We start from the raw sequence: 18221 nt of genomic DNA on the forward strand, positions 1-18221 counted from the left end.
ATTAGAAGCGATATTTTGCCGCTAAGCCAAAGCTGTTGTAGTCAACACCTCTATCTTCACCAAAACCTACACGGCCTTCTAGGCTAACCTGTGGGGTAAAGAATTTACGTGCATTAATACCAAATTCATTAGTATCATGAAGATCATTGTCGTAATAATCCACACCTACACTTAGAGTTTTATCAATGAAGTAGTCTGCTGCCAGATTGTATTCATCGAGATCACCAAAAGCAGCACCTGCTTCAAGGTTGATGTCTTTACCATTCGAAAGTGTAGTTACATATTTGGCACGTAAAGTCGGGTCTACGCCATCGTCGTTGTCATCATCATAGCCTTTAAGACCTGCGGCAATTAGTAAGCCTGGTGCTGGTAAATAACCGACTTCTGCTTGATAATAAGTTGTATCCCAATCATATTTTTGACCAAGTGGGTTTACATATTCGCGCTCATTTTGGCTCACACCACCCGATAAATAAAAATCAGAATTAGGTACAAATACTTCTACATTAGCACCGTAAGTATTGCTGTCGATATTATCACGGTCTGCAAAAGTTGCATATGCACCAATATTGCTTGCACGATCAAGATAAGCCGCTTCAGCCAAAGGCGCATTACGGGTTTGTACAGGGTTAAAGTAATAAGTACCATCTACACCAAAAGCGTTGCCTGAGCTACCATTGTCTGGATCGACATAAGCTGCTGATGCACCAATTTCAGCTTGGTATGCGTTCGCAGTACCAGTGATAGCCAAAGCTGAAAGTAGGGCTGATGCGATTGCTAATTTTTTCATGGAAAGTACCCCTCCGAAATGTGGTTAACAGTTAAACTTTTTGTTACAACTTTCAGTCTAGGCGAAAAAAAATCAGCGTCAATCACAGGAAAGTTGCCGCTTTGTTACAAGCGTAAATTTGTGTAATATTTTGAGTTTAAGTGATTGAAATAAAAATGAAATAATTAAATGTTTTGTTTTATTAAAACTATGTGTATTTTGTGAATTTTACTAAAGTTGATCATTAAATCATCAAACTTGTTTCATCTTTGTTTTATTTTGGCGGGTTGAAGCAATTACCATACACCACTTTTTAAGCATGTTTTCAGCTGAATGTGTCAGGCAAAAAATCAGGGCGATAGATCGGCCATTAAGATAAATATCCGTGTTAATCGTGCATGCTATTTTAGGTTGGATATCATCAGGCTTTCACTTTAAAAGTTTAAAGCGATCTTTATTTTTAACCACATTTAGCATTCAACTTATAAAAGCTGAAAAGTTATGCTGGAATTTACAGCAGGATAGAAATGCCAGAACATGTCTGTGCTACAATTATCAGTTAATAAGCTTCATTGTTAATTGAGAGAATTTACGTGGAAATTAATCCTTATCTAAACCAATTAAAAGACTTGAACGAACGTAGTCAAACACTACGGGGGTATCTTTGACTACGATCTGAAAAAAGAGCGTTTAGAAGAGGTTCTCCGCGAGTTAGAAGATCCTGCAATCTGGAATGATCAAAGTCGTGCGCAAGCCATGGCCAAAGAAAAGGGCGAGCTTGAAAACGTGATTCATGTTCTAGAAGGTTTGGCGACCCAGTTAGAAGATGCCCAAGCCATGCTGGATTTAGCCGTTGAAGCCGATGATGAAGATTTATTGGTGGATGTGCAGTCTGAATTGACTTCTGCAGAAGAAGAACTGGCGAAATTAGAATTCCGCCGTATGTTCAGCAATCCAATGGATCCAAACCCATGCTATGTCGAAATTCAGGCAGGTTCGGGTGGTACAGAAGCACAAGACTGGGCATCGATGCTGTTGCGTATGTATATGCGTTGGATTGAACGTCACGGCTTTAAAGCAGAATTGATGGAAGAGTCGGATGGTGATGTAGCAGGGATTAAATCTGCGACTATTCGCGTTGAAGGTGAATATGCGTATGGTTGGTTGCGTACCGAATCGGGCGTGCATCGTTTAGTGCGTAAATCGCCATTTGACTCAGGTAACCGTCGTCATACGTCATTCTCTGCGGTGTTTGTTTCGCCAGAAGTTGATGACAACATTGAAATTGATATTAACCCTGCCGATGTTCGTACCGATACTTACCGTGCTTCAGGTGCGGGTGGTCAGCACATTAACAAAACTGACTCTGCGGTACGTTTAACCCACGCACCTACAGGTATTGTGGTGGCATGTCAGAACCAGCGTTCGCAACACGCCAACCGTGACCATGCGTGGAAACAGTTACGTGCTAAGTTGTATGAACTGGAAATGAGTAAACGTAATGAGGCGGCTCAAGCTTTAGAAGACTCGAAGTCTGATATTGGTTGGGGCAGCCAAATTCGCTCTTATGTATTGGATGATTCACGTATTAAAGACTTGCGTACAGGCGTGGAAACTTCAAATACAGGTGCGGTTTTAGATGGTGATTTAGACAAGTTTATTGAAGCCAGTTTAAAGCAGGGTCTATAAGTTACGGTCTGTAAGATCCTAATGAGCCTGCCCAATTCAGTGAAGTTGCTTAAAAAATTATATAAATCGTAAAAAAACGATATTAATATCGAAAAAATACGATATATTAAAAGCAGCTGCTGAATTGGGCTTATATTTACGAATATGTGTCTGAATGATGGATGTCGATTTAATCTTTAAAGCCTTAGCCAATCCTACCCGTCGGCAAATTTTAGAATGGTTAAAAGCACCAGAACAATTTTTGTCGGTAGATGAGTGTGGCGACTTTAAGCGTGGCGTATGTGCAGGACACATTGAGCGTTTGGGCAACGTGTCGCAATCGACCATGTCAAATCATTTATCGGTACTGCAACAGGCAGGTCTTATTCGTGCAGAAAAATATGGACAATGGTCGTATTTTTCTCGTAATGAAGCACTCATTCAGCAATATGTCGAATATTTAAAACACTCACTTTAACTGTGAGATTAGAGGCAAAAATGGCTGAATTAGACTCTCCTTTAGTTTTGGGTGATCTGCATCTAAAAAACCGTGTGGTGATGGCACCTTTAACCCGTAGCCGCGCCAGCGATGACCGTGTTCCAACGCCAATGATGGCAGAATATTATGCACAGCGTGCCAGTGCAGGTTTGATTCTTTCAGAAGCAACGGTAATTTCTGAAGAAGCCAATGGTTATTTAAATACCCCAGGATTGTTTACCGATGCTCAAGTGCAGGGTTGGAAACTCGTTACCGATGCCGTGCATGCCAAAGGTGGTTTGATTGTGGCGCAACTGTGGCATGTAGGTCGTGTTTCACATCCAAATTTACTCAATGGCGCAACACCAGTATCGGCAAGTGCGGTACAACAAGCGGGTTATGTCAGTTTGTTGCGTCCTAAACGTGAATATGTGTTGCCACGTGCCTTAGAAATTGCAGAAATCCACACCATTACCGAGCAATATAAACAAGCCGCCATCCGTGCCAAAGAAGCAGGATTTGATGGGGTAGAGTTGCATGCAGCCAATGGTTATTTGATTGATCAATTCCTGCAAAGCAAAACCAACCAACGTGACGATGAATACGGTGGTTCGGTTGAAAATCGTGCGCGTTTCTTGTTAGAAGTGATGGACGCCTTAATTGAAGTCTGGGGCGCAGGTCGAGTCGGTGTGCATTTAGCACCACGTGGCGATGAGCACGACATGGGAGATGATGATCCACGTGAAACCTTTGGCTATGTCATGCAGCAATTGGGGCAGCGTAAAATCGCCTTTTTCTTTACCCGCGAATATTTAGCCGAAGACAGCATTTCCCAAGAAATGAAAGTACGTTCAGGCGGTGTGCCATATATCGCGAACATGCGTTTAAGTCGTGCTGATGCCGTGGAATTATTGGCTTCGGGCAAGGCCGATGCGGTGTCATTTGGTAAGGCGTATATTGCCAATCCAGACTTGTATGAGCGTTTATTGGCAGATGTACCTTTAAACGAACTCAAGCTGGAAAACATGATTGGTACAGCCGTTGCAGAAGGCTATATCGATTATCCAACTTTGGCGGAAACACAACACGCTGTAGAATAAAAGCCAGTATAGCGCCACATGCAATTAACATGCGCGTGTGGCTCTGTTATATTTTGCCGATAATCTTTCTTTGGGGCGCATCTTTTGGCTACTCCATTTTGGTATAACGCAGCCTTGGCGCTGTTAAAACCGATTTATCAGTCACGTATTCGTAAACGTGCCGAATATCCTGAGCAATTACAACAAGAACTGCTTGAGCGTTTTGGCCCATTTCAGCCTGCTAAAAATTTACATGCCATTTGGTTTCATGTGGTGTCGGTGGGGGAAACTAATGCCGCACAACCTTTAATTGAACATTATTTAAAAGTGGGACATCCCGTTTTAGTCACCAATACCACCAAAACGGGGCAGGCACGCGCCAAATCATTATTTTTAAAAGCACCGTATTTAGATTTATTTCAAGCCGTGTATTTACCTGCCGATCAGGTGCATTTAATTCGTGAGTTTTATCAGAAATATCAGCCTAAATTATTGGCACTGGTCGAAACAGAATTGTGGCCTAATTTGATTGATCAGGCGCAGCATTTTCAAGTCCCGTGTTTGTTGATTAATGCGCGGCTTTCGGAAAAATCGGCCAAAGGTTATGCCAAAGTTAAAGGATTAACTCGCGGCATGTTGCAAAATTTGCAGCAACTTTTGGCGCAAGACTCTGCCACACAGCAGCGTTTTATCGCATTGGGGATGCCTGCCGAGCGTACAAACGTGGTGGGTAATATTAAATTTGATATTACTGCGCCAGAAGATTTTGTAGAGCAAGCCGCGCAGTTGCAACAGACATGGCAATTGGCACATCGCAAAATTATCACCCTTGCCAGTACCCATGCGCCTGAAGAACAGCAATTATTGACTGCTTTGAAACCTTATTTCGCACAGCATCCTGAACTGTTATGTATTGTTGTGCCGCGCCATCCAGAGCGTTTTGATGAAGTGGCTGTGCAGGTGAAAAAACTGCAACTCAATATGCAGCGCCGTAGTTTGGCTGAAGCGATTCAACCCGAAACACAAGTGTATTTAGCCGATAGCATGGGTGAAATGTGGTTGTGGTACGCCTTAAGTCAGGCCTGTTATGTTGGTGGTTCGCTGAATGAACCTGGCGGTGGGCATAATATTTTAGAGCCTTTGGCCTTAAATGTCGCCACGGTATTGGGCAAAAATTATTTTAACTTTCAAAGTATTGTGGATGAGTTTGTTGCAGCAGAAGCCGTGTATGTGGTCGAAGATGCTGAACAAGCTGTAAATACGTTAACGCAATTGTTGTTTGAACCTGCGTTGCGTGCTCAGCTGAATCAAAATGCTCAAGTGATTATGTATAAAAATCGTGGCTCTTTGACTGAGCATATTCACGTGATTAATCAGTATCTTTAAATATGAATATCGTTTTGCTTGACCCTCGGCAGACCACAAATGAAGTGTGGTCTATTAGCGCCCAGCGCCAAGTGCAGCATTTACACACGCATGTCGGTGTACAAGTCGGTGACACCTTGAAAGTCGGGATTCGCGGTGGCAAGCGTTATTTGACCGAAGTGGTGGACGTTAGTGAGCAGCGGATTCAAGTCAAAGCCCTGTATGAAGAAGCTGTACCGAAAAAACTGCCTGTGACCCTGATTGTGGCTTTACCACGCCCTAAAGTATTACGTCGTTTAATTATGGATAGCGTGACGCTAGGTGTGGAAAAAATTATTTTACTGCACAGCTATCGAGTCGATAAAAGCTATTGGCAAACGCCTTTTTTACAGCAGTTGGATCAATATGTGACGTTGGGTTTGGAGCAAGCAGGCGATACCATTGCACCTGAGATCCAACTTTATAAACGCTTTAAACCCTTTGTGGAAGATGTTTTGCCCGGTTTGATTTCTGCCGATTGTTCTGCTTATGTGGCGCATCCTTATACCGATCAAGCTATGCCACATGCCATCCAACATCCATGCAGTATTGTGATTGGCCCAGAAGGTGGATTTATTCCCTACGAAATTGATTTGCTCGAAAAAAACGGCTGCCAAGCGCGGCACTTGGGCAACCGTATTATTCGTACTGAAACTGTGATTGCTTATGTTTTAGGGCGTTTGTTTAGTGCGGGCTGAATCATCTTCATTGACTGCTGCATCACCACGATAAACTTTCACTTCCTGCACAGGATAAGGAATCGAAATGTGATGTTCGGCAAACGCGGCAATCACCCGTTCCTGCACTTCACTGATGGATGCTGAAGTGGTGGTTTCCGTCGTATTTACCCACCAACGCACATTTAAATTAATCGAAAAATCGGCCAAGGCAGTGACATTGACGCTAAATGCAGGTTGGCTCAAGATTTTTATGTCACGGTCTAAAATGGCCAAAATAATATCTTTGGCTTTTTGTACGTCATCTTCATAACCAATACCGACCACAAACTCGCAACGACGACGGGTATAAGCCGTATTGACCGTTACGGCACTGGTATACACCGTAGCATTTGGAATCACGATTCGACGCCCATCGGGAGAGCGCAGGAAGGTGGCACGAATCTGAATATCTTCTACCGTACCTTCCATATTATTTACGATAATGTCATCACCAATTTTAAATGGTTCTCCAATCAAAATGAGCACACCCGATAATAAATTCTGGAAAATATCTTTAAAAGCAAAACCAATTGCCACGGAGCCTAGACCTAAAGCACTCATCAGTTGGCTTGGGGTAAAACCTGGAATTGCAATCACCATCGCAATTAGAAAACCAAAGAAAATAATTGCAGAGCTACCGACCCGATTCAGCACCAAAACCAAATTTTGTCGGGTATAGGAACGATTGTTCAGGGTCTTGCGAATAAACCATTTAAACAGTCGGGCAAGCAGCCAAAACAGAATCAGCACCACGGCTGCAATCATCAAATACGGCACACGTTCCCAAAATCCTTCCATAATTTTGTCGATGGTGGAGTAGGCGTCATTGTACTTGGCCGTATGATTGATCACGGTTTGCGTGGTTTTTTCAGTGGCTTCCTGCAACAGCTGACTGGTGTTTTCAGAAACTTCACTGAGTGAGGGTTTGGATTCTGCCACGATAATTCCGAATTCAAAATGAAGCGACTATTTTGCCTGAAAAACTCAATTTGGTTAATGAGCAATGCTTACTTGCCAGTATTTTAGACAACTTGGATAGAAGTGATGAGCGTACTATTTTGTAGCATTTAAACTGCGAGTTGTATGTGGTTTTATCTGTAAGACAGGGTCGCAGGTATGAATGATTGGCTGCGTAAAAAAATGTTAATACTCACGGTTATTAGACGATATTTTCTTTAAAAATAATGCAATGCGCAGTACAGTGGAATGTAAACCTGAAAGTATGAATGCAAGAATATGGCATTCGATCAACGCTTTGGCATGCTATTGTTTGTATAAAATTTATGCGACTAAAGCCGAATGGTGAGCCATAAAAAAGAAAGTTCATACTGTGAATATGCAGAAATAATAATCAATAACGTGGCATACATCTCGTGATGAGATGCAAGAACATCAAGGAAGTAGCAGATGAAAGACGTATATCCTGTTCCAGATGAATTTAAAAAGACTGCCCGCACCACTGAGGCAGAATATTTTCAACGCTATCAACAATCTATAGATGACCCTGATACTTATTGGGCAGAGCAGGCCCAACGCTTAGATTGGATTAAACCTTTTACCCAAGTCAAAAATACCAACTTTGACCCCGAGCATTTTAAAATTGAATGGTTTGCCGATGGGCAACTGAATGTCAGTGCCAATTGCTTAGACCGTCATTTAAAAGAACATCCGCATAAACCTGCAATTATTTGGGAAGGAGATCATCCATCTCGGCATAAAGTGGTTTCTTTTGCTTCTTTGCATGATGAAACCTGTCGTTTTGCCAACGTGCTGAAAAAGAACGGGGTGCAAAAAGGTGATCGGGTGGTGCTGTACATGCCAATGGTTTCCGAAGCTGCGATTGCCATGCTAGCCTGCGCGCGGATTGGTGCAGTGCATTGTGTGGTTTTTGGTGGTTTTTCTCCCGATGCTTTGGCTAGCCGAATTGAAGACTGTCAGGCCAAGTTAATTGTCACTGCAGACTCGGCCATGCGTGGTGGCAAGCCAATTTATTTAAAAGCCAATGTTGATGCTGCTCTAAAAGTAGCAGGTACCGACTGTGTGCAAAATGTGATTGTGGTGCACCGTACAGGAAATCCGATTGAGATGTTACCTGAACGCGACGTGTGGTATCACATGGAAATTATGTCGGTCAATGACATCTGCCCACCCGAGCCGATGAATGCCGAAGACCCATTATTCATTTTATATACTTCGGGTTCGACAGGAAAACCCAAAGGCGTTTTGCATACCACAGGCGGTTATTTGACCTATGTGAACAGCACGTTTCGAGAAGTCTTTGATCTGAAACAAGATGATGTGTTTTGGTGTACCGCAGATGTAGGCTGGATTACAGGGCATTCTTATGTCTTATACGGGCCATTGTCGAATGGTACATCAACCGTGATGTTTGAAGGGGTGCCGAACTATCCAAGTTGGGCGCGCACAGGGCATATTGTCGATAAACACAACATCACCATTCTATATACCGCGCCGACTGCCATTCGCGCCATGATGCGAGAGGGAGATCGTTTTGTACGTGAGAGTGACCGTAGCAGTTTGCGTTTACTCGGTTCAGTCGGTGAGCCGATTAATCCTGAAGCATGGAACTGGTATTACAACGTGGTAGGTGAAGGACGTTGCCCAATTGTAGATACATGGTGGCAAACCGAAACAGGGGGCATATTAATTTCAGCATTGCCAGGTGCAACGCCACTGAAACCCGGTTCGGCGACGCGCCCTTTATTTGGGGTACAACCCGCAATTGTCGATGCCGAAGGTAATGAACTGGAAGGCGCGACCGAAGGCAATTTAATTATGAAAGATTCATGGCCAGGGCAAATGCGCGGTATTTGGGGCGACCCTGCACGTTTTATTGAAGCGTATTTTTCGACCTATCCGGGTGCGTATTTTACAGGAGATGGTGCACGCCGTGATGAAGATGGCTATTACTGGATTACAGGGCGTGTGGATGATGTCTTGAATATTTCGGGGCACCGTTTAGGTACCGCAGAAATTGAAAGTGCCTTGGTGGCACATGAAGCTGTGGCTGAAGCGGCAGTGGTGGGTATGCCCCATGAGATTAAAGGACAGGGGATTTGCACCTTTGTAACCTTGCAAGTTGGTACACCTGAGTCAGAGGAGTTGCGTGAAGAATTAGTCAATTGGGTTCGCAAAATTTTGGGACCTGTGGCAACGCCTGATGCGCTGCATTGGGCACCTGCTTTACCCAAAACCCGTTCAGGTAAAATTATGCGCCGTATTTTGCGGAAAATTGCAGCGAATGAATTGGATAGTTTAGGAGATACATCTACTTTGGCTGAGCCGCAAGTGGTGGAGCATTTGATTGCAACGGTGTATGGGGAGAGGTAGGTTAAGGTTGCTGTCACTGTACACAAAGAAGTTAGATAAGGTTTGTTTTTTATTTTTTTCGATGAAGTAAGGTGATTGTTTATATTATCTTACTTTATGCGACAACTCGTGTCGTCTTGCTTGGTAATTTGCTTGGGTGATTAAAAAATAACTGTAGAATAAATAACCATCATACAGATGATGTGGAATGGCATGAATATTCTAGGGTTACAGGCCAAGTATCGGCGTTTATATCATGAAAACTCAATTTGGAAATTATTAAGAGCAGATAACGCACCACATATTTTAGCGTTCATTGTTGACTTATTTGCAGAACAAAATGAAGTCCCTTATGGCCGTGCAAGAAATGTCTTGGATGAGTTGATTAAATCTAGTCGTGAGCAGGGTATTTGGCAGACAGAAAATAATGCAGCGCATTATTTAAATCATTGGATTCATTCAGGCTGGCTCAGAGAAATAGATGGCAAGCTGAGTAAAACGGATATTAGCGAAACCGTATTACGTTTTTGTCAGGGCTTGGATGAGCGAGCAACCCATACCACAGCATCACATTTAAGAATTGTGCAGGATGCGGTTCGTGATTTTGTGGTCGCATTGAGTGAAAATATTGAAGAACGAGTGGAGTTGCTCGAACAAAAAAAATTAGTGATTCAAAATGAAATAGATGCTTTGTTGGCGGGTGTTGTTACACAATTAGAAGAATCAGAACAAAAAGAAAGAATACGAGAAATTTATCAACTTGCTTCCATTCTTACAGGCGATTTTAGACGGGTCGAAGATGAGATTCGTCTACGAGATAAAGAGTTGCGTCTAGATATGATTAGTGGTGCTTATTCACGTGGAGAAGTATTGCTGAGCTTAATGGAAAAAGAGCAGTTGCTTGCCCAAAGTGATGCAGGCAGTGCTTTTGATGGGTTTTGTCAATTACTTCAGGATCAAGATCGTTCTACTGAGTTTAGAGAGCAGTTACGCAGTATTTTGAATCATCCTATTGCACAACAATTAAGCGAATCTCAACGTAAATATTTAGGTCAGTTAATGCGTGAGTTAGGACGCGAAAGTAGCCGAGTTTTCCAAGTCCGACGTCGTACAGAAGAAGGTTTGAGAGCTTATATTGAAAGTGGTGCAGCATTGGAAAACCGTTTGATTGATCAGTTGTTGTCGGAATTAGAAAAAAATGCAGTGGCATTGTTGGAATCGGAGTGTGATTTAAAAACAGAAGTACAAGTGGATTTAGCCGTGGGTTCCATCCAGCTGAATTCGCCTGAAAGTCTTGCTTTAAAAAGTCCCACAGAACATATGGATACACGTGAGGTCGAAGAGCAACAAAACAAGACTGAACCTAGTGATCAGATGCTGAAGTACTTAGACAATGTACGGGTTCGTGCTGTTGCTGAAAAAGTATATCAAACGCTCGCACAGAAAGGGGTGATGAGTATTGCCCACTTAACACATGAACATCCTTTACAAGCGGGGCTTGAAGAACTTGTTGCTTATTTGCGTATAGCAAAAGCCATTAAAGCACCACAAATGCAGCATACCGAGCAAGTTGAACTTAAGGATCGTTCAGGTGTGCATTTGCAGGCCAGTATTCCAGTGTATTACTTGAGTGCAGATTTATTTCCCAAAAATATAGATGAGCTGGCACTTTAAGGAGATCGAGATGCAATCAGAAAATAAGATACAACAGCATGACAACTTCTTTGAAATGGTACGCAGACCATCTTCAAATTCAGAGAAAAATATAGAAATCCAAGCTAATCAGCCTGTAGAAGATTCGTTTCCTACAACTGGGGCAGAGGAACAACATGCAGATAATCAAACAGAGATGGAGCATGCTCAGGATCGTGATACAGATGCGCTTATGCCACATGCAGCCCGACGCGTATTGGTCTATCTCATGCGTCAAGGGGTTATTCTTGCAGCAGAAAACTTAAAACTTTTTGATTTATTGTGCCGATATGAAGCGGAAATTCGTAGACATTTGGCAGAGGTTTATATCCAGTTGGTTTTGGATGCCAAGCAAGGGGTGGCTTATATCATCAATCTCGAAAGTATTGAGGATGAACAGGAAGATGAGAACCAGCCTTTAGATGATTTTCCTGTACTGATACGAAAACGAACTTTGACTGTATATGACACCTTAATTTTACTTATTTTGCGGAAGTATTATCAGGAGCGGGAAACTGCGGGTGAGCAAAAAATTATTATTGATGTTGAGCGAATCCAGAGCAGTTTAATTCCATTTATTCCTTTAACGAATCATGACAGCAAAGATCGTAAAAAGCTAAATGCAGCATTAGAAAAATTTATTGAGAAAAAAGTATTAACGGGACTGCGTGGTGAAGAAGGGCGTTATGAAATTACGCCAATTATCCGCTATGTCGTGAATGCCGAGTTTTTACAAAGTTTATTATCTGAATATCAACAATTAGCAGCAAAGGCCAAGTTGCAGCAATCCGAACAAGAATATGGAGAATCATCATGCAAGAAATGACCCTCTCAACTTTATTTGCACAAGGCCAAATTCGCTTGTCAGAAATTTCAGTATTTAACTGGGGCTCCTTCCATAACTTGCATACCGCACGTATTGATCCTGAAGGGACACTTATTACGGGAGATAATGGTGCAGGTAAATCTACCTTTATTGATGGTTTAATGGCATTGTTACAACCTGCAAGTAAAGCTAGTTTTAACGTAGCAGCTGCGCAGGGCGATCGCTCAGACCGTACATTACTCTCTTATATGCGTGGTAGTTTTGGTTCAGAACATGATGGGGCTGGAACGCGAGTAAAAAATAAGCGTGAAAAAGCAGTGACAACAGCATTAAGAGCGCTATATACCGCTGATGACGGTTCGATGATTACTTTAATTGGATTGTTTTGGGTTGGACAAGGTCAACATTCGCTGAGTGAAGTGAATCGTTTATATATGATTGCAAGTCGTAATGTGCAACTGACTGAAGTGTTAGAAAAATTTGCAGACGGTAATACTCGCCAGCTAAAACAACATTTTAATCCTAAAACAGATGCACGCGTGCATTATTTTGATAGCAAATTTGAAGACTATCAGGAGATGTATCGTAAATATTTATTTATGGATAATAAAAATGCACCTGCGTTGTTATCACGTGCTTTAGGCTTAAAGAAAATTGATGATTTGACTAAATTAATTCGCGAGTTGGTTTTAGAACCAAGCCAGGTTCGTGCTTTGGCACAGACTGCAGTAAATGAGTTTGCTGACTTAGAGGCAAACTATAAGCATTTGGTAGATGCGCGTGAACAAGTCCTACATTTAAAGAAATTACCTGAGTTAGCTGTTCAAATAACAGCGTTAACTCTGCAACTGAATAATCTACAGCTCGAAAAACAAGCTTTTCCTGCATATTTAGGTGAATTGTATGTTCAGTTTTGGACTGAAAAAATACATCAGCTGGAGCAAGAGATACAGCGATTACATACGCAGTTTAAGCAATTAGAACAACAAGAACATGATGCGGAAAAACGACAAGAGCGCTGCCATGAAGACTATTTACAAGTAGGCGGTAATCGGATTGAAAACTTACAAAAAGAGCTAGAACTGATACAGCGTCAGTTAAATCAATTAACCATAGAGGCATCGCGCTATCAGGAAGATGCTCAGCAATTACAATTGCAAGATGATTTAACCGAGCAAAATTTAATTGATAACCAAAAAATAGCCCATGAGCAGCTTCTAAATATTGGGCAAGAGAAAACCCAACGACAAGATGAGTTTGCTCAAGTCAGTAGCAAATACGCACAAACGCAACAGCAACTGAAAGAAACTCAAAGCGATATTCAGGAAATAGAAACCAGACCTAATAGTAATATTCATGATGTACATTTATTGCGTTTAAGAGATGAGCTTAGACAGCACTTAGATTTTGATGAACATGAATTAATGTTTATTGGTGAGCTCATTGATGTAAAAGAGGCTGAAAAAAGCTGGCAAGGCGCAATTGAACGAGCATTAGGTGGTTTAAAAACAACGTTATTGGTGCCGAAAGATCGTTATTCGATGGTCACTCAATGGGTGAATGCGCGTCATAATAAAACCCATGTGCGTTTACAGGTGATCCATCTTGATGCTACAGAAAGTGTGTATTTTAAAGAAAATGGTTTTCTGCGGAAATTGGTTTGGCGAGAGCATCCATATCGTGATTGGTTAAAACAACATCTGCTTCGCTTTGATCTGCAATGTGTGGCAGATACAACAATCATGAATACAACGCCTTTTTCTATGACACAACAGGGCTTAATTCATCGTGAGCAAGGTCGTTTTGAGAAAAAAGATCAACAGCGGATTGATGATCGAAAAATTTGGTGTTTGGGATTTTCCAATACTTCACGTTTAAATTTATTAAAGCATGAAGCGAAACAACTTGAGGTACAGTTGGAACAGTATGCCTTGAGTGTTGCACAATCGCGTAAGGTGTTAGATCAGGTAACACAGCATAAGAGTTTGTGGGAGCGAATGTTACGTTACCAATGGGATATGATAAATATTCCTTATTGGACAGAGCGCCAGCAACAGACCAGCAATGACTTGCAACATTTACAGCGGGCAGATACCAATATTGAACAAGCTCGACAACGTTGGGAGCTTGCAAAAGAGGAATTAAAACAACTACAGGAACAGAAAGGACAGTTACAACACACTTGGGGGAAACTCAAACAGAAACTCAGTGATGCAGAAAAACAACAACAACAAGCGCAAAAGGCAGCAAACCAAGGTGTCCCAGAACAAGCCAGAGAACTGTTGCTACAGCGTATAGGAGAAACACCTCGGTTGGAGGATGCTTATCTTACTGCTGTGGAAAAAGAGCTAGAGCGTTTAATTGAACATACCAGCAACCAAAATACCTCAGCAAAAAATAGCGCAACGTACATTATTGGTCAGTTTCGTGGCAAGGATAAATGGTCACATATTGCATTACAACGTGAATGGGCAGTTGGTTTGGCCGCATTGGATGATTGCGTTGCCTATTTTCATGAACTAGAAAAGGAAGGTTTGCCTGCCTTAGTTGAACAGTTTGAACAGCGTCTGCAAAAACATACCATGCAGTCTTTAAGTGTGATTCAGAATCGCCTTGAGGCAGATAGAGAAGAAATTACTGACCGTATTGCCATAATTAATCAGGTTTTACGGCGTACAGAATTTAAGTCTGGCAGCTATCTAAGACTAGGATACAAAAAGGAAAAGTATCCACACGTCATAGATTTTGAGCAAAAACTAAAATGGGTCGTATCTAGTATTAATAGTATTGAATATGAACAACGTTTTAAAAAGTTAGCTGAATTAATTTCTATTTTAGAAAAAGCGAGTAACTCGGTTACAGCGCATACTTTTGAAAGCCAGCGTTTACTTGATCCTCGTCATCAAATGTCTTTCTATGCAGAAGAAGTCGATTTGGCTACAGAAGAAATACGAGATGTTTTGGAGTCATCGAGTGGTAAATCTGGCGGAGAAAAAGAATCATTTGCTGGAACCATTGTGGCAGCGAGTTTGGCTTATGTATTAACACCAGACGGCTATGATTATCCAATCTACAGTACAGTGTTTTTAGATGAAGCTTTTTCAAACACAGCTGAAGCGGTTAGTCGTCGAGTACTCAAAGTATTTAAGGCGTTGAAAATTCATGTCAATTTAATCACACCTTATAAAAACTTGAATTTAGCGCGTGAGTCAGCACGTTCTTTATTAATTGCCGAGCGTGATATTGAGAAACATGAAAGTCATTTATGTGAAATTACTTGGCAGGAAATTGATGAAAAAATGGCGCAAAAACAACAGCAACTGCATAGAGAGGCACAACAGTTTGGGGTGCAGTTAGATGCCTAAAATTGAGAAGTGGGGATTACTTCCAAATACCGTTTTGGGTATTTTGCATAAAAAAGAATGGGAAAATCGTCGAAATTTAAAGCAGCGGTTGTTAAATCAACGTCCTTTTCCAATCGAAATTTCACTGAAAGTGCCCACAGACCAACAAGCTAGAGATAATTTGGGTCATTTTCATGCTTTTTTTAAAGCGTGGACAGATTTTGCTTATCCTGAACTGGTTGAATGGCAAGAACGGCAGTATCGACAACTTTCAGAACAACGTGTTCCAGTAAAGTTACGAATTTTTTCTTTACAGCAGCTTACTGAGCTTTTAGGAACAGAGCAACAACTTGAAAACTGGTTGGATAAAATATCCAGCTTTTTGAAGCAGTCTTTTGTGCATGATCGTCATCAGCACCGTTTATTTCAAACTTTAATTCATCATTTAGAGCAGATAGAACGCTATAGCCAACAAGAATGGCAATGGTTGATTCAGCTGATTGAACAGCTGAAACCGAATATGGGGGCAGGGCTTTATTTAAGGGCCTTGCCATTAAGCGCTGTAAACACGAAGTTTCTTGAGCAGAACTTATTGCTGACGGAGGCAATTTGCAATGTACTTTATGATGATGAGATCGTACTGGCTGGAGGGTTGTTGGCATGGCTAGATTGCTTAGATAGCCCCAAAGGTTGGTTGACGATCAAACCCGTCTGCCCAAATGTGCAGGAAAAATTGGGAGGACTCCCCGTTTTTCAATTGTCCACAGAGGTGCTAGATCAATTTGAGTTACCTGCGGAACGAATAATTGTAGTTGAAAATATTCAGTCAGGTTTAGCGTGCCCTTACTTGGAAAATAGTATTGTGGTTTGTGGTGGGGGTAAAAATATTACATGGATGAAGGCCAAGTGGTTACAGTATAAACAGGTTTTTTATTGGGGAGATATCGACTCTGAAGGTTTAAATATTTTAAGTATGGTTCGGCAAAAAATTCCACACGTGATTGCTTTAATGATGGATGAAGCCACAGTGTTACAGTTCCAAAATCATATGGTGGATGAACCAGACTCTATTTTTAGTGAGCCACAATATCTCACTGCTGACGAGTTAAAATTATTTCATGATTTGCGTGCACAGACATTTAAAAATAGGCGTTTAGAGCAAGAGCGCATTTCGGTTGATTGGGTGCATCGTTATTTAGAGTTACTTTGAAAATTAATTTGATTGATAATAAGGGGTGTAATGTTTAAACCATCTAGGCGATGGCAAACAAATTAGATTTGCAGCTGGAAAGCCACCAAAACTTCTAAACCATCTAGGCGATGGCAAACTATATTGAGCGCTTTAGAAACTGCATGAAAATCTTCTAAACCATCTAGGCGATGGCAAACTCAAAAATTACCAAATGGTCTGATTCTTCAATCTTCTAAACCATCTAGGCGATGGCAAACTAAAAACACAGGATGAGTTAGCAGAAATTTTACTTCTAAACCATCTAGGCGATGGCAAACGCAATTACTGACTAATTATTTCTATAGACGTTCTTCTAAACCATCTAGGCGATGGCAAACAAACGTATCACAAGATCAATGATAACGATGAACTTCTAAACCATCTGGGCGATGGCAAACGTGGCCAATCTCGACCCATCACTGGGACAGGACTTCTAAACCATCTGGGCGATGGCAAACTTAGAGAGCCTTTTGGAAGCAATGACATTCTTCTTCTAAACCATCTGGGCGATGGCAAACCCGAAGCTTGACCAGGTGCAGTTAGATCGACGCTTCTAAACCATCTGGGCGATGGCAAACAGGCATATTTCCTGACTTCATTCGGCATGTTTCTTCTAAACCATCTGGGCGATGGCAAACATATATTCATTCAAGCCGAATGCAGGAAATGCCTTCTAAACCATCTGGGCGATGGCAAACCTTTTCAAATCAGATTCAAACAACGCCATATTCTTCTAAACCATCTGGGCGATGGCAAACATCCTGAATCCACGCGGTAGGTTGACCCAGTACTTCTAAACCATCTGGGCGATGGCAAACTCATTGCAGGCGGTGTGGGATATGCTTGTCTTCTTCTAAACCATCTGGGCGATGGCAAACGAAATCAAATATACGCTCATGCCAACGCCGCACTTCTAAACCACCTGGGCGATGGCAAACCTTCTTATATCCCTGTCTCTGATTCTGAACTACTTCTAAACCATCTGGGCGATGGCAAACTTTGGGTACTCCACATGTAGATGGCGTGTATTCTTCTAAACCATCTGGGCGATGGCAAACATTCTTCAGGGTTTTCGAGAGCGATATAAAAACTTCTAAACCATCTGGGCGATGGCAAACTGAATTATCAGGAGTTGTACGCCAATCATCAGCTTCTAAACCATCTGGGCGATGGCAAACCTATAAGGCTAAACGCCAATTGTTCACAAACACTTCTAAACCATCTGGGCGATGGCAAACTCAAGGTATGTTTTGCCGTTATATTCGCGTGTCTTCTAAACCATTTGGGCGATGGCAAACGTGATGTTAATTACCTTGGGAGAGAATATCATCTTCTAAACCATCTGGGCGATGGCAAACAGCCTGAAGGTGCCACCATTGTGGCGGTCAAACTTCTAAACCATCTGGGCGATGGCAAACGATGCAACAAAAAATGTTTTAATTAATGGCAACTTCTAAACCATCTGGGCGATGGCAAACGGCGTAATCACGGGCGCTAACGACATGAAGTACTTCTAAACCATCTGGGCGATGGCAAACATGAGGATTGGTTATTTGAACCGTACCAGGTTTGTCGGAGACTTTTTTATTTAAGTTAGGCCACCTGACCTAACGGGTTAATCTTATCATAGTACATTGCTTCAAACTCAAAAGGCGATACATAACCCAGTGCACTGTGTACA

At 41.8% G+C, this 18221-nt stretch carries 12 protein-coding genes and 1 CRISPR repeat array; of the genes, 10 read left to right on the forward strand and 2 right to left on the reverse strand.

The window, feature by feature from the left end:
- Window position 1: 1 nt before the first annotated feature.
- Complete coding sequence (locus tag FTU92_RS11565; protein ID WP_180096284.1) at window positions 2-790, reverse strand: putative porin; 789 nt, start codon at window positions 788-790, stop codon at window positions 2-4.
- 572 nt (window positions 791-1362) lie between these two features.
- Here FTU92_RS11565 and prfB point away from each other — a divergent pair.
- From prfB to FTU92_RS11590, 5 genes are all read left to right on the forward strand, one after another.
- A protein-coding gene (gene prfB / locus FTU92_RS11570; protein WP_096901669.1) for a peptide chain release factor 2 occupies window positions 1363-2458 on the forward strand; the annotation gives its coding sequence in 2 pieces (ribosomal slippage) (window positions 1363-1434 and window positions 1436-2458; 1095 coding nt in all).
- Window positions 2459-2615: 157 nt separating this feature from the next.
- Entirely contained in the window at window positions 2616-2915 is a 300-nt protein-coding gene (locus FTU92_RS11575; protein WP_019837093.1) for a helix-turn-helix transcriptional regulator, read from the forward strand.
- Between the two features lie 20 nt (window positions 2916-2935).
- Window positions 2936-4015 (forward strand): alkene reductase, encoded by a 1080-nt coding sequence (locus tag FTU92_RS11580; protein ID WP_131261202.1) that lies wholly within the window; start codon window positions 2936-2938, stop codon window positions 4013-4015.
- Between the two features lie 84 nt (window positions 4016-4099).
- The gene (locus tag FTU92_RS11585; protein WP_179990252.1) at window positions 4100-5380 is read left to right on the forward strand and encodes a 3-deoxy-D-manno-octulosonic acid transferase; all 1281 of its coding nucleotides are present in this window, start codon (window positions 4100-4102) and stop codon (window positions 5378-5380) included.
- 2 nt (window positions 5381-5382) lie between these two features.
- Window positions 5383-6096 carry a 16S rRNA (uracil(1498)-N(3))-methyltransferase gene (locus tag FTU92_RS11590; RefSeq protein WP_154320190.1) on the forward strand — a complete coding sequence of 238 codons (714 nt, stop codon included), beginning with the start codon at window positions 5383-5385 and terminating at the stop codon, window positions 6094-6096.
- Here FTU92_RS11590 and FTU92_RS11595 read toward each other — a convergent pair.
- A complete protein-coding gene (locus FTU92_RS11595; protein WP_131261199.1) occupies window positions 6070-7056 on the reverse strand; it encodes a mechanosensitive ion channel family protein in 987 nt (328 codons plus the stop codon). The two genes, FTU92_RS11590 and FTU92_RS11595, sit on opposite strands and share 27 nt — an antisense overlap.
- A 468-nt stretch (window positions 7057-7524) precedes the next feature.
- Between FTU92_RS11595 and acs the strand changes: the two genes are divergently transcribed.
- The 5 genes from acs (at window position 7525) to FTU92_RS11620 (ending at window position 16519) form a co-directional block, all read left to right on the forward strand.
- The gene (gene acs / locus FTU92_RS11600; RefSeq protein WP_131261198.1) at window positions 7525-9468 is read left to right on the forward strand and encodes an acetate--CoA ligase; all 1944 of its coding nucleotides are present in this window, start codon (window positions 7525-7527) and stop codon (window positions 9466-9468) included.
- 192 nt (window positions 9469-9660) lie between these two features.
- On the forward strand, window positions 9661-11121 hold the full coding sequence (locus FTU92_RS11605; RefSeq protein WP_070155917.1) for a DUF3375 domain-containing protein: 1461 nt from the start codon (window positions 9661-9663) through the stop codon (window positions 11119-11121).
- A 10-nt stretch (window positions 11122-11131) separates the two neighbouring features.
- The gene (locus FTU92_RS11610) at window positions 11132-11965 is read left to right on the forward strand and encodes a DUF4194 domain-containing protein (protein ID WP_070155920.1); all 834 of its coding nucleotides are present in this window, start codon (window positions 11132-11134) and stop codon (window positions 11963-11965) included.
- Window positions 11953-15330, forward strand: coding sequence for an ATP-binding protein (locus tag FTU92_RS11615; protein ID WP_180096286.1), 3378 nt, complete (start codon window positions 11953-11955; stop codon window positions 15328-15330). The genes FTU92_RS11610 and FTU92_RS11615 overlap by 13 nt, the downstream gene beginning before the upstream one ends.
- Window positions 15323-16519, forward strand: a complete 1197-nt coding sequence (locus tag FTU92_RS11620; protein WP_004974289.1) for a Wadjet anti-phage system protein JetD domain-containing protein — start codon at window positions 15323-15325, stop codon at window positions 16517-16519. The genes FTU92_RS11615 and FTU92_RS11620 overlap by 8 nt, the downstream gene beginning before the upstream one ends.
- 31 nt (window positions 16520-16550) lie before the next feature.
- A CRISPR array of direct repeats spans window positions 16551-18078; the repeat unit is 28 nt; unit sequence CTTCTAAACCATCTGGGCGATGGCAAAC.
- Window positions 18079-18221 lie beyond the last annotated feature (143 nt).

It is taken from the genome of Acinetobacter sp. YH12205 (genome assembly GCF_013418125.1).
Taxonomy (GTDB): Bacteria; Pseudomonadota; Gammaproteobacteria; order Pseudomonadales; family Moraxellaceae; genus Acinetobacter; species Acinetobacter towneri.

What these genes read in the sequence shown, in the direction of transcription:
- FTU92_RS11580 (WP_131261202.1), top strand. Translation starts at nt 2,936, where the DNA reads ATGGCTGAATTAGACTCTCCTTTAGTTTTGGGTGATCTGCATCTAAAA.
- FTU92_RS11620 (WP_004974289.1), top strand. Translation starts at nt 15,323, where the DNA reads ATGCCTAAAATTGAGAAGTGGGGATTACTTCCAAATACCGTTTTGGGT.
- FTU92_RS11610 (WP_070155920.1), top strand. Translation starts at nt 11,132, where the DNA reads ATGCAATCAGAAAATAAGATACAACAGCATGACAACTTCTTTGAAATG.
- FTU92_RS11615 (WP_180096286.1), top strand. Translation starts at nt 11,953, where the DNA reads ATGCAAGAAATGACCCTCTCAACTTTATTTGCACAAGGCCAAATTCGC.
- FTU92_RS11565 (WP_180096284.1), bottom strand. Translation starts at nt 790, where the DNA reads ATGAAAAAATTAGCAATCGCATCAGCCCTACTTTCAGCTTTGGCTATC.
- FTU92_RS11590 (WP_154320190.1), top strand. Translation starts at nt 5,383, where the DNA reads ATGAATATCGTTTTGCTTGACCCTCGGCAGACCACAAATGAAGTGTGG.
- acs (WP_131261198.1), top strand. Translation starts at nt 7,525, where the DNA reads ATGAAAGACGTATATCCTGTTCCAGATGAATTTAAAAAGACTGCCCGC.
- FTU92_RS11575 (WP_019837093.1), top strand. Translation starts at nt 2,616, where the DNA reads ATGGATGTCGATTTAATCTTTAAAGCCTTAGCCAATCCTACCCGTCGG.
- FTU92_RS11605 (WP_070155917.1), top strand. Translation starts at nt 9,661, where the DNA reads ATGAATATTCTAGGGTTACAGGCCAAGTATCGGCGTTTATATCATGAA.